The sequence below is a fragment of the Rhizobium sp. CSW-27 genome, from assembly GCF_018760785.1.
Taxonomy (GTDB): Bacteria; Pseudomonadota; Alphaproteobacteria; order Rhizobiales; family Rhizobiaceae; genus Neorhizobium.
Genome location: NZ_JAHHZO010000003.1, coordinates 376,162 through 387,727, shown reverse-complemented (window position 1 = coordinate 387,727; position 11,566 = coordinate 376,162). Strand labels below are relative to the sequence as shown.

At 61.2% G+C, this 11,566-nt stretch carries 12 protein-coding genes; 1 reads left to right on the top strand and 11 read right to left on the bottom strand.

The window, feature by feature from the left end; translation table 11 throughout:
• Window positions 1-6 precede the first annotated feature (6 nt).
• The 11 genes from KLP42_RS08435 to KLP42_RS08385 all read right to left on the bottom strand — a co-directional run bounded on the left by KLP42_RS08435 (window position 7) and on the right by KLP42_RS08385 (window position 10,174).
• The gene (locus tag KLP42_RS08435) at window positions 7-555 is read right to left on the bottom strand and encodes a 3-phenylpropionate/cinnamic acid dioxygenase subunit beta (protein ID WP_215565762.1); all 549 of its coding nucleotides are present in this window, start codon (window positions 553-555) and stop codon (window positions 7-9) included.
• A gap of 4 nt (window positions 556-559) precedes the next feature.
• The gene (locus KLP42_RS08430) at window positions 560-1,972 is read right to left on the bottom strand and encodes an aromatic ring-hydroxylating oxygenase subunit alpha (RefSeq protein WP_215565761.1); all 1,413 of its coding nucleotides are present in this window, start codon (window positions 1,970-1,972) and stop codon (window positions 560-562) included.
• Window positions 1,973-2,003: 31 nt separating this feature from the next.
• Entirely contained in the window at window positions 2,004-2,333 is a 330-nt protein-coding gene (locus KLP42_RS08425) for a Rieske (2Fe-2S) protein (protein WP_215565760.1), read from the bottom strand.
• Window positions 2,333-3,163 carry a DODA-type extradiol aromatic ring-opening family dioxygenase gene (locus KLP42_RS08420; protein ID WP_215565759.1) on the bottom strand — a complete coding sequence of 277 codons (831 nt, stop codon included), beginning with the start codon at window positions 3,161-3,163 and terminating at the stop codon, window positions 2,333-2,335. The genes KLP42_RS08425 and KLP42_RS08420 overlap by 1 nt, the downstream gene beginning before the upstream one ends.
• A gap of 3 nt (window positions 3,164-3,166) precedes the next feature.
• A complete protein-coding gene (locus KLP42_RS08415) occupies window positions 3,167-3,424 on the bottom strand; it encodes a hypothetical protein (RefSeq protein WP_215565758.1) in 258 nt (85 codons plus the stop codon).
• A complete protein-coding gene (locus tag KLP42_RS08410) occupies window positions 3,421-4,248 on the bottom strand; it encodes an alpha/beta fold hydrolase (RefSeq protein ID WP_215565757.1) in 828 nt (275 codons plus the stop codon). Before KLP42_RS08410 ends, KLP42_RS08415 begins: the two co-directional genes overlap by 4 nt.
• Window positions 4,249-4,264: 16 nt before the next feature.
• Window positions 4,265-5,557, bottom strand: coding sequence for a TRAP transporter large permease (locus KLP42_RS08405; protein WP_215565756.1), 1,293 nt, complete (start codon window positions 5,555-5,557; stop codon window positions 4,265-4,267).
• Window positions 5,551-6,045: a TRAP transporter small permease gene (locus tag KLP42_RS08400; RefSeq protein ID WP_215565755.1), complete on the bottom strand. Its 495-nt coding sequence runs from the start codon at window positions 6,043-6,045 to the stop codon at window positions 5,551-5,553. The genes KLP42_RS08405 and KLP42_RS08400 overlap by 7 nt, the downstream gene beginning before the upstream one ends.
• Before the next feature lie 12 nt (window positions 6,046-6,057).
• A complete protein-coding gene (locus KLP42_RS08395) occupies window positions 6,058-7,107 on the bottom strand; it encodes a TRAP transporter substrate-binding protein (protein WP_215565754.1) in 1,050 nt (349 codons plus the stop codon).
• A 32-nt stretch (window positions 7,108-7,139) separates the two neighbouring features.
• Entirely contained in the window at window positions 7,140-8,645 is a 1,506-nt protein-coding gene (locus KLP42_RS08390) for a class I adenylate-forming enzyme family protein (protein WP_252192851.1), read from the bottom strand.
• 380 nt (window positions 8,646-9,025) lie between these two features.
• A complete protein-coding gene (locus KLP42_RS08385; RefSeq protein ID WP_215565753.1) occupies window positions 9,026-10,174 on the bottom strand; it encodes an ROK family transcriptional regulator in 1,149 nt (382 codons plus the stop codon).
• Window positions 10,175-10,318: 144 nt separating this feature from the next.
• On the opposite strand from KLP42_RS08385, the gene KLP42_RS08380 reads away from it, so the two are divergent.
• Complete coding sequence (locus tag KLP42_RS08380; RefSeq protein WP_215565752.1) at window positions 10,319-11,548, top strand: ABC transporter substrate-binding protein; 1,230 nt, start codon at window positions 10,319-10,321, stop codon at window positions 11,546-11,548.
• Window positions 11,549-11,566 lie beyond the last annotated feature (18 nt).

The following is an 11,566-nucleotide window of genomic DNA, read 5'->3' as shown; positions in this document are numbered from 1 at the left end:
ATACGCTCACAGGAAGGTGTTGAGGTTTTTCGACAGAAGCACGTTCTGCACGATGAAGATGCGCCGGCGTGAAAGCTTGAAGCCGTCACCGTGACGTCGAAGCACGTCTTCGCGCCGCCCGTGGATGATGTCCTGGTCCGTCTCGTTGCGGTTGCGCACATTGGTGAAGGCAGAGCAGACGGCTACCAATTGCGGATCATCCGTCTCGAACACTTCGATATTGCTGATGAGATGGGCGTGGCGCGTGGCCGGATTATCCGCCCAGGCGGAGGGCTCGTTGTAACGCTTCACGCGGACATGAAGCTCATCCCAGCTGTCGTCGAAATAGGCCGCCTCGCCATAACAGAACGCACCGCGCCGGTCGTCGCGACGGCGGGTTTCCATGTCCGGCATCCAGTAGCGGATATCCTTGTCGATGAAGCGATCCAGCCATTCCTCGTAGGCTTCACGGTCCAGCGTGCGGGCTTCCGCATAAAGGAAGCGCGTCACCTGTCGTTCGGTGTCTGCATCGGCATAGCGGGTGAAATCGGAAAAAGGTCTTGCAATATCCAGCATGGTCTCACTCCGCCGCCTGACGTTGGGCCATTCTCTGCGGCGGAGCGGTTTCACCGTTCTGCAGGTCGTGCCAGTTGTCAAAACGCATGAATTCAGCCCAGCGCGTATAGAAGAGGCGCTGGTTGGCGTCGTTCAGCGATCCCTTGTGGATGATGCCCGGCAGGTCGCGGCTGTCATCGCGCGTGCCGACGCCCAGCGCATAGTGCAACGGCTGCTGGCGGGTGACGAAACCCTGATTGACGCGGGTGGAATATTCCCAGTTCTCGCCGTCATCCATTTCGAACACACCGGCGGGCGAAAACGTCATCATCACGCCCTTGCGGTAAAGCTCCTTGATGTGCTCCGGCATGTTCTTGTTGACGAGCGTCCAGACCACCAGCTCTATCTTGTCCGGCCCGCGTGGGTGCCAGACACGGAAGGTCGCCTGACCGGGCAGGAAGGAGAAATTGGGAAAGACGGTGGCAGAAGACACCGCACCGACCATGCGGGCGCGCACCTCGCCCAACCTGTCGGCCATCGCCTTCTGGCGGGAGAAGACGTAATCCACCAGTTCCGGATAGCCGAGCGTGCGGGTATTGCCCACCTTGTCGAGATTGGTCTCGATGCCGTGGCCGTAGACGGAGGCCTGGAAGGCGAGCTCGTCATAGCGCGCGCCGAGATCCACGCCGCCGCCCAGAATGGCCTGCGCACCGGACTGGTGTGTCCAGAAGGCGTGCAGAATATCGCCGACGAAGTTCTCGGCCGGAAATTTCCAATTGCAGTCGATGACAGACTTGATGGCCCCACCAATGAATTCCGTGCCGCCCTCGTCATTGTCGAGCATCACATCGAGATACCAGGTGAAATCACCAAGAAACTCTTCCAGGCTCGGCGCATCAGGGTCGAAGGTGGCGAAGATCAGGCCCTTGTAGGAGGCGATCTGGGCAACCGGCGTGAGGCCGATGCTTCCCTTGTCGAAGGTCGCATCAGAATCATAGACCTTGCCATCGGTGCCGCGCAGCCCGCCATCGATGCCGAAGGACCAGCCGTGATAGTTGCAGATGAAGCCGCGCGCCTTCTTGCCGGCATCCACCATGCACACCCGGTTGCCGCGATGCGGGCAGGAATTCAGGAAGGCGTTGACGGAGCGGTCGCGCTGACGCACCACAATCACATTATCCTCGCCCATATAGGTGCGCAGGAAGTCGCCCGGCTCCGGGATCTGGCTTTCATGCGCCAGAAACAGCCAGGCGCGCCCGAAAATCTGGCGCAGCTCCGCCTCGTAAATCTCCTGGTCGTGGAAGACCTTGCGATCCACCTGCGCCTTCTGCGTATCGACGAGTTTGGCAAAGTGCGGATAGCTGCCGGCCTTCGGATAAACCGGGCGCATGTCCGGCTTCTGGCCGGCATGGCTGGTGCATTGATCGTGTTCACACATGGCATGGGCTCCTTGCTTGCAGCCTTCGGCTTCATGACGTCAGTCTGGCGTAGAGCCCGTCGATGCGGGCTTCGCATTCGTAGAAGGTGAGCCTGGCGCAGCCGGACGGGCCGTTGTGAACCGCGCCATTGCCGAGTTCGAATTCGGCGAAATGCACGGGACAGACGACGCGGCCATCCTCGATCCAGCCTTTCGACAACGATTCATTGGCGTGCGGACAAGTGTCAGGAAACACGTAATAGATCCCATCGAGACAGGTGACGCCGAGGGGCTTGTGCCCCTCCAGCGAAACCTTGAGGATCTCCTCGCCAATCTCGGAAAGGTCGCAGATGCGGACCATGTCGAGTGCATCCGCCATCATCACGCAGCTGCCTTCAGTTCGGCAAAGCCCATGCCGGTCACCCATTCGGTGATCGGCTCATAGGCGACAACCTTGCCGCCGGCGGCACCGACCGCCGCCATGGCGCAGGCAAAGGTGCGGATTTCCATGGCACCATTGCCGCCTTCCGAAAGGATGATGTCATCGGTGAAGCCGAGCATGGCCTGCTTGTCGCCGGAAGTGATGGCGGCCAGAACGCGCCCGTCGAAATCCGGGTTGACCTCGCCCATACGCTCATCGCCCACGTGATGCGAAATGCCACCGGAACCGATAACGACCACGCGCTCATTGCCGGGGAAGCTTTTGACGGCTGCGGCAATCTGTTCGCCCAGTTCCCAGGCCCGCTTCATCGGCAGATAGGGATCGACGCCGCAGGCCAGCATGACAGCGACTGACTTCATGCCGGCATTGGGCTTGACCATGTAATGATGCGGAATGGCCACCGAATGATCCACCGCCATGGCACGCCCGACGGTCCAGTCAAAGCCGCTCTCGAATCCTTCGCGGCAGATATGCGTGCCTAGCTCCGCATGGCAGGCAATCGGTGCGCGCTTGAGGCCCGGCAATTGATCCACCGGACCATCCATTTCACCGGTGGAAATGACATAGCGCGGCAGGCACTCAGTACCATAGAGTATGTAGTGGTCACAGCCAATGATGATGGCCGTGTCTGCCTTCAGCTCCGCGATGCGGGCAGCCGTTGCCGCATAGGCATCCAGCACCACCTGCTTTTGCGCGGCGCTGGGGGCATCCGGTTCGTAGAACATGATCGGGTTATGGGGAACGACGAAACCGCCGACGATCTCAGCCATGGCTCAAGCCTCCTCTCGCTTCATGATTTTCATGTAGTCACGCTGGGCCCGGCCGCTTTGCAGCCAGAAGCCCCAGGTCAGCATGGTGTTGACGCCGCGATCGGCGATCTCGCGCACCTTGTAGCCGGTAATCAGCGCCCGTTCTTCCTCCGTCAGCTGGTAGCGTGACAGGAATTTTTCCGGCTCGGCGCTGAAGGCCTTCTTGTTGGCGCCGGATGTGGACAGGTCATACAGGACCTTTTCAAGTGAATTACGGCTCATGCCTCTCCTCCCAGGAATGCCGTTACCAATGTCATGAATTCCGCCTCGCGCTCGATCTGTACCCAGTGGCCGCATTTGCCGAAGGAATGCAGTTCGGAGTTCTCCAGCCACTGATGCATGTCGAGCGCCCGCTGATAGGGCACCACGCGGTCCTCGCGGCCGTGCAGGATCAGCGTCTTGTGTTTCACCTGGCGCAGCAGCTTTTCCGGAATGCCGCGCACTTCCGGGTTGTCGCCGCTTGGCGGCGGCATCAGCTTGCGGAAGGCTTCCAGCGCGCCATCGCGCGTGGCGGCCTCGAAGCGGGCGGCAATCAGGTCTTCCGTCAGGATCGAAGCGTCATAGGGGAAAAAGCTCATCGCGTGGCGAAGGCTCTCCATGGTGCCGTCGAAATCGCCCTGCGCCTTCAGTCCGTCGGTCATGGGGAACCGGCCGCAGGGGGTGCCGAGCAGCACCAGCCGGTCGATCCGCTCCGGGTGGTTGATCGCCGTCATCAGGCCGAGCGCACCGCCGAAGGAATTGCCGACGATCGAGATTTTCGCAATCTCCAGGGCATCGAGAATACCGATGAAATGCTCGACCCACAGCATGATATTGTATTGGGTATCCGGCTTCAGTTCTGTGGCACCAAAGCCTGCAATATCGGGTGCAACGACATCGAAATCCTGCGAGAGCGGGGCGATGACCTTGCGCCAGTTGGCCCAGGCCGAGACACCGGCTCCGGAACCATGGAGAAGTGCGACGGGGCGTCCGGTGCCCTGGCGGTGCACATTGGTCCGATGGCCGGCGGCCATCACGGTCAGGGAGTGGTTGGTTCTGTCAAGCATGAGCTTTCCTCGTTGTTCAGCGCATCAGCGCCGGCAGCATGAGTGAAAGGGAGGGCAGGCCGATGATGAGCCCCGCCCGGATGAAATCCGCCATCACGAATGGCATGACGCCGCGGAAGATCGTCGTCAGCCGCACCTCTGGAAGCACGGATTTGAGGACGAAGACGTTGAGCCCGACGGGCGGTGTAATCAGGCTGATTTCCACCACGACCACAACGACGATGCCGAACCAGATGAGGTCGTAGCCAAGGCTTGCCACCAGCGGATAGAAGACCGGCACCGTCAAAAGCATCATGGAGATGGATTCCAGCACGCAACCGAGGATGACATAGATGGCAACGATCAGCAGGATGACGACGATCGGCGCGACGCCCAGACCTTCCACCCAGCCAACCAGAGCCTGCGGCAGGCGCGCGGCATTCACCAGATTGGCGAAGATGAAGGAGCCGATCAGGATCATCATCAGCGAAACGGTGGTGTTCATCGCATCGCGCAGCGACGCAGCGACCATCTCGAAGCTGGCCTTGCCGCGCAAAAGGGCGATGAAGAGAGCACCTGCCGCCCCGATACCGGCACTTTCCGTCGGCGAGAAAAGACCCGCATAGATGCCGCCCATGACCACACCGAACAGCGCGACGGTGGACCAGATGCCGGCCAGCGCACGCAGGCGCTGGCTGAAGCTCAGCCCGGCCCCTGCGGGACCAGCCGAGGGATCGCGATAGACGACATAGAGAATGGCCGCGCAGTAGAGCAGAATGCCGACAAGCCCCGGCACGACGCCCGCCATGAACAGTTCGCCGATATCCGTCTCCGTCATGATGCCGTAAAACACCAGCGCGATGGAGGGCGGAATAAGGATGCCCAGCGTGCCGCCGGAGGCAATCGAGCCGGTGGAAAGTGTATCGGCATAGCCGTATCGCTTCATCTGCGGATAAGCGATCCCGGACATGGTGGCTGCGGTTGCAAGGCTGGAGCCGGAGACAGCACCGAAACCGCCACAGGCGATGATGGTGGAAAGAGCAAGCCCGCCGCGATAGTGCCCGACCAGCGCGTAGCAGGCATTGAACAGTTCTTCCGCAATGCCGGAGCGAGCAATGAAGGCACCCATGACGATGAAGAGCGGGATGACCGCAAACTCGTAGGTCAACACTGTCTCGGTGGCGATGATGCCAACCTGTGAAAGTGCCGCTGTCCAGCCTTGCAGAACGGCAAGCCCTGCAACGCCGACAAGGCCGGTGGCAACCGCAATCGGCGTGCGCAGGAAAAGCAGAACGGCCAGTGCAATGAAGCTCAAGAGAGTGATCAGCATGTTGCGCCGTCCTTTCCGGTGACGGCGTCACCGCCCAGATGCGCCGCGAAGGACCCCAGAGAGGTTACCAGCAGGCCGCCGACGACTGCCAGCGGCAGCCACTTCGGCATCGGCAGAAACATGAAGTTCTCCTGATAGCCGTATAATACGATGGTCTGACGCGCGACCATCACCGCAAGCAGCAGCGAAAAGCCGAACTCCAACAGCCAGACCAGACGGTCCGCGGCCCGGTCCAGCCTTGGGTGACGGGCAAGCAGGCCGTCGGCGAGGTCGATCCGGATATGCTGTCGTGTCCGGTTTGCCTCGACCAGTCCGGCATAGACGGACAGGCCGAGCAGCACGCCGATCAGCTCGTAGGCAAAGCCGAGCGGGCTGCCGAACAGCACCCGCCCGCCGACATCGATGGCCGTGACCACCACCAGCAGCAACAGGCTGGCCAGTGTCACCATGCGACAGCCGCCAGCAATGGCGGCGAAGGCGTTACGCATTCCGGTCACCCCTCAATTGCTCAACGCTGCAATTTGCGCCTGATAGAAATCCAGTGCCGCCTTGCCATCGAGGCCAAGGCCGCTGGCCACATCCAGCCATGCTTTCTGCTCGCCTTCGAACTCTGTCTGAAGTGTCTTGATGAACTCCGGGGAGGCATCGATGTAGTTGCTGCCCAGTTCCTTACGGAAGGCAGCCTTGGCCTCATCGTCGAAGGTCTGCCAGAGATCACCCATGTAGCGGCTCAGCGGCTCGCCCGAGATATCGAGGATGGCCTTCTGGTCGGCGGCCGAAATCTGCGCCCACTTTGCATTGGAAACGATGATGAAGGCCGAACTGGAGAAAATGCCTCCGGGGACTTCCGTGACCGACTTGACGAATTTATCGACCTTGAAGCCGACCGTCAGTTCCGATGAGATGGCCGTGCCGTCGATGATGCCGCGCGACATCATTTCGCGCAGTTCGCCGAGCGACCCGTTGATGGGAACCGCGCCCATTTTTTGCAGCACGCGACCGACAACGGGCGTGGGAACCCGCATCTTCTTTCCGGCCAGATCGCTGGCCGCGCGAATGATGCCGTTGTTCATATGGATGTTGCCGCCCGCGGTGACATGCATGGCCAGCGTCACGACATTGTTCTGCATGCCGGTGGGTTCCAGCTTCTCCTTCCAGAGCCGCCAGTAAGCCGACGAGGAAATGCCAGCATTTTTGGTAATGAAAGGCAGTTCCACCATCTCGCTCAGCGGAAAGACGCCGGGTGCATAACCATGCGGCCCCCAGGCCAGATCGGCTATGCCATCGACCACCGCCTGATAATTGCGGTTCGGCGGTGCAAGCGGCTTTGCAGAGGGTTCGACAACCACCCGGCCGCCGGTGACCTCCTTGATCTTGTCGAACCATTTGTAGAGACCGCCGGACTGCGACCAGTGCGCCGTCGGGAACCACTGATTATAGCGAAGCACCACCGTTTCGGCCCGCGCCGGGCGCCCCAGCGCCACCATGGCGGCGGCCCCGGCCGCACCGGTCAGCACCTGACGACGATTCAATACCTTTGAGTATGTCATGAACAAGCATCCTCTCCTGCGTTGTGGTGACGTTAACTGGACTGTGATGCGAACGCCTGCATGGCCATGCGGTCCGGCTTGCCGGCGGGGGTCAGAGGCAGCTGTTTCAGAAACACGATGCGGCTCGGCAGCTTGTAGGGCACCAGCGTTTCGGCGCAGAAGGCGGTGAGTGCTTCAGCCTCCACGCCATCGCGCGCCACCACGAAGGCCACGGCGATTTCCCCGCAGCGCGCGTCGGGAATGCCCACGACGCTGGCCGCCGCTACAGCCGGATGCGAGACGAGCACTTCCTCGATCTCGCGCGGAAAAACGTTGAAACCCTTGTGAAAGATCACGTTTTTCTTGCGGTCGGTGATGGTAAGGAAACCGTCCTCGTCGATGACGCCGATGTCGCCGGTATAGACCCAGCCGTCACGCACCATCAATGCGGTTTCCTCGGCATTGTCCGCATAGCCCGTCATCTGATGGGGCCCGCGCACCCGGATCTCGCCGGGTTCGCCACAGCCGAGACGCCGTGTGCCCCCGACGGTATCGACGATCTCGACTTCTGTTCCGGGGCAAGGCTTGCCGGCGGCACCGATGCGCAGGCCTTCGCTTTGCGTGTTGACCGCAATCGGTGCGATCTCGGTCATGCCATAGCCTTCGTGGATGGCAAGGCCGGTTACGTCCTGCCAGCGACGGTGCAGTTCCGTCGGAAACGGCGCCCCACCACCGGGACAGACCCGCAGCGATGGCAGGCTTTCGGGCCCGATGCCCGGAACCGACAGCAGGCCCTGATAGATGGCCGGCGGACCACCGCCAAAGACGGTGACCGCATGCTCACGCATCAGGTCGATGATTGTCGCCGGGTGGAAGCGATCGGGAATGATGATGCTGCCGGCCCTCAGCATCGGGTTGGTGACCCCCATGAGGAAACCGTAGACATGGGTAAATGGGGCGATCGGCAGCCACACATCGCCATCCCGCGAGGGCCAGCCCCATTCCATCCGCTCGACGGCTGCCACCATGCCCCGGTGCGTGTGAACGACACGCTTGGGCACGCCCGTCGTTCCGCCGCTGTAGAGGTTGACGGCCACATCATCGGGATGTGCATCGAGACAGAGCCTTCTGCCTTCCTGTGCCAGTCCGGCAAGATCGCGGTCGGCAACCAGCAACGTCGCGTCCTGGTCGCCCATCGCCTGCGCGGTGACCACCGCAGCCGGCGAAAGCTTCGCAATCAGATGATGGCGTGTGGCGGGCGGCAGAAGCGGGTTCAGCAGTACCGGTTCTCCACGCAATGACAATACCGCAAGGTATGTCACAAGCAAAGAAACGCTGTTCGGCATCAGGATGACGACCGGACGCTCGGCCACAGCCTTGCCCAGTCGAGAAGCGATCGCACCTGCTGCGAAGGCTGCCTCTTCATAGGTCAGGTCGGCATCGCTGCTTTTTGCAAAGCGACGGTTTCCAGCGGATTCCAGTGATCGAGCGAAAATATCGGCAATAGTATGATGCTCATGCGCGGCGACTGTCCGCGCAATCCGTGCTATCTGCGACAAGTGGGTTCCTCCTCCCAAATCTCTGTTCCAATCAACGGCAGAATTTGATCCAAGTCAATACCGATTGGTATGTTTATGGATATGATCGCAAGATTTTCCCGTCGTGCGATTGCAGGGGGAGCAAGGGGACGGATGGCCCGGCGCGGCGGGTTCGTCTTGCCTGCGGATGGTTCATGCCCGCGCATGACAGGACGCAGGATCCTCCCGTCGGTTGAAGCGGCCTTGTCGAAGCTCATGGTCCCGCCTGGGCAGATCACCGGCAGGAGCCTGTGACAGTCTCCGGAATTCCGTCGGACGCGCTGCGATTTCCAAACGCCCTATGGGCGGATCGGCGCAGTTTTCGCCAGGCCGGAGGGACGGCGCATCAAACGTGCGGCGTGCTAGACAAAATAACGCAGTCTCAGCGGCAGCAATGCCGCGCCAATCGCGGAGGCATCGCCCTTCGCCTGCGCGAGAACGAGTTTCGCCTCCTTCGGCCCCACGCCGTAGCGATGGTCCCGCTGCGAGGGCAGGTGCGTGCGGTCGATCATCATCTGGCCGAGTGCCGGTGGGATCTGGCCGCCGAAGACGATTGCCTGTGGATCGAGAACCGCAATCAGGGTGGCCACCAGACGGTCCACCTGCGGCATAGTCTCGGCAAGCCATTCCTCGACGCCCGGCCATGCCGGATCGAACTGCTGGTAGAGCGCGTCGATCGAGTTGATGTCGACGCCGTTCCTCTGCAGCGCCGCGATCAGGTATTGCAGCGCCGGGCGTCTTGGTCCCTCATCCGGATTGTAGATGCCGCTGAACTCGCCAGCATTGCCGTGAAAGCCGTGAAAGGGCTGGCCGCCGAGGATCAGGCCGCCGCCGAACCCGTAATTGAAGGACAGATAGGCAAAGGTCTGGCACCACAGACCCGCGCCGAGAAGGCTTTCGCCGATCGCGCCCGTGGTGGCATTGTTTTCCAGCCAGACCGGCAGGCGGAAGCGTGTCTCGAGGATCGGCTTCAGGTCGATCAGCGACCAGTCCCGCAGCGGTTCCGGTGCGTTGAAGACGCGATCTTCCGACACAAAGAAACCGGACATGGAAAAACCGAGGCCGAGCAGCTGCTCGCGCGGGATGCCGTGCTGTGCCAGCAATCGCTCCAGGGCGAGCGACAGCGCGGCAAGCGTCGCCTCCCGGTCGTTCGGCAGTATCTTCAGTTTTTCCTCGAAGAGGAGGCTGCAGCGGAAATCGGCGATGCAGATCACCACCGAGTCGGTGTTGATGGAGATGCCGAGCGAGTAGGCCGCTTCCGGAACCAGTTCGATAGTCGGGCTCGGCTGGCCGCGCGTGCCTTTCAGTGCTGCGCCGGTGCGCAGAAGCCCACGCTCCATAAGCCCTTCGATCAGCCGATGCACGGACTGCTGCGTGAGGTTGGTGTGGCCGGTGATCGCCGCCCGGGGAATGCGCCCATGGCGCCGGACGATATCCAGAATGAGACGCTCGTTCTCGCTGGCAAGCGGCTGGCGGTCAAGAAACTGGCGTGGCGTCCCATCGGTCATCATGGCTTTCGATAGCGACTCGGCGGAGGGGCCGCAACACGTCTGTGCGCTCCCAGACATCATTTCACTGGACTGTCACAAATATTACACCTAAAGTGTATTAATTGGATCCGGTCATCACAACGGGTCCGCAGGAGGAACCATTTCATGAGCACGAAATTTCTGGCGGCCGCCGCGCTTGCGCTGGCGGCGATGGCGGCGCCTTGCCTTGCTGCCGACAGCAACATGAAGAATCTCGACTTCGATCTGTCGAAGGTCACGCGCGAAAATTTCTATGACATCGTCGTTCCGGCTGCCAAAGCCGAGGGCTCGGTGACGATGTACAATTTCGCCGGCAGTTTCGCCGATACGTGGAAGGAGCTGATTACCCGCTTCGAGGCCAAGTATGGCATCAAGGTCGCCTATAGCGACGTGAAGGGCGATCAGGCCAACCAGCAGCTGATCGCGGTGCAGGCGGCAGGGCAGGATTCGCCGGTCGACGCCTATTTCGCCGGCGGCGGAAGCTATCCGCTTCTCTCGTCCAAGGGCGTGGTCGGCAATATCTCGCTGACCAGCATCCTGCCCAACATGGCCAATTACGATCCGGAACTGGCCAAGACGGTGTTCGGCAAGCCGCATGGCGGCAGCTTTCCGCTGGTTCATCTCAACCAGACGGCAATCGGCTATGATTCCGCATTCGTGAAGGCCGAGGACGTTCCCAAAAGCTTCGAGGAGCTTCTTGCCTGGGCTGAAAAGAACCCCAAGCGCCTCGGCGTGACGCTGCCGGCCAAGGGCGGTTCGGGCGGCGGCTTCATCTATTCCGTGGCGCTCAACTATCTGAGCGGTGACTGCCGCAAGCAGCTGACCGACTATAACCAGACGCTGCAGCAGGCCGAAGACTGGGCCATGCAATCGAAGTGCCTTGATCCGGTCTGGGATTACTACCGACGCCTTCTGGCCGTGGCCGAACTGACCAACGGCAATGCCGACACGCTCAACCTCATCAACAACCAGCAGCTCTACATGGGCACCGTCTGGGAAGATCAGGTCATGACCTTCCTCGGCACCAAGCAGCTGCCGGACAGCTTCCGCCTGACGCTTCTCGAGAAGGGCCAGGTCGGCTCCGGCGATGCCATGTTCGTGCCTGCCAATGCCAAGCATGTCGCTGCGGCCCTGCTTCTGATCGATATGGCGATTAGCAAGGAATTCCAGCTCTGGAAGCTGGAAACCAAGGCCTCGCGCTCGCCGCGCACCGATGTCACGAACGACCTCATGCCCAAGGCGGTGCAGGAACATGTTCTGCCGCAGAGCGTCTATCCGCGCCTGTCGCTGCCGGCCTTCTGGGATATGTCCACGGCGCTTGCAGAAGCGCTCGATGAAAAGGTCCTCAACCAGTAACGCCACCCGGATCGCCGG

What these genes read in the sequence shown, in the direction of transcription:
- KLP42_RS08380 (WP_215565752.1), top strand. Translation starts at nt 10,319, where the DNA reads ATGAGCACGAAATTTCTGGCGGCCGCCGCGCTTGCGCTGGCGGCGATG.
- KLP42_RS08385 (WP_215565753.1), bottom strand. Translation starts at nt 10,174, where the DNA reads ATGATGACCGATGGGACGCCACGCCAGTTTCTTGACCGCCAGCCGCTT.
- KLP42_RS08430 (WP_215565761.1), bottom strand. Translation starts at nt 1,972, where the DNA reads ATGTGTGAACACGATCAATGCACCAGCCATGCCGGCCAGAAGCCGGAC.
- KLP42_RS08425 (WP_215565760.1), bottom strand. Translation starts at nt 2,333, where the DNA reads ATGATGGCGGATGCACTCGACATGGTCCGCATCTGCGACCTTTCCGAG.
- KLP42_RS08420 (WP_215565759.1), bottom strand. Translation starts at nt 3,163, where the DNA reads ATGGCTGAGATCGTCGGCGGTTTCGTCGTTCCCCATAACCCGATCATG.
- KLP42_RS08410 (WP_215565757.1), bottom strand. Translation starts at nt 4,248, where the DNA reads ATGCTTGACAGAACCAACCACTCCCTGACCGTGATGGCCGCCGGCCAT.
- KLP42_RS08400 (WP_215565755.1), bottom strand. Translation starts at nt 6,045, where the DNA reads ATGCGTAACGCCTTCGCCGCCATTGCTGGCGGCTGTCGCATGGTGACA.
- KLP42_RS08415 (WP_215565758.1), bottom strand. Translation starts at nt 3,424, where the DNA reads ATGAGCCGTAATTCACTTGAAAAGGTCCTGTATGACCTGTCCACATCC.
- KLP42_RS08395 (WP_215565754.1), bottom strand. Translation starts at nt 7,107, where the DNA reads ATGACATACTCAAAGGTATTGAATCGTCGTCAGGTGCTGACCGGTGCG.
- KLP42_RS08405 (WP_215565756.1), bottom strand. Translation starts at nt 5,557, where the DNA reads ATGCTGATCACTCTCTTGAGCTTCATTGCACTGGCCGTTCTGCTTTTC.
- KLP42_RS08435 (WP_215565762.1), bottom strand. Translation starts at nt 555, where the DNA reads ATGCTGGATATTGCAAGACCTTTTTCCGATTTCACCCGCTATGCCGAT.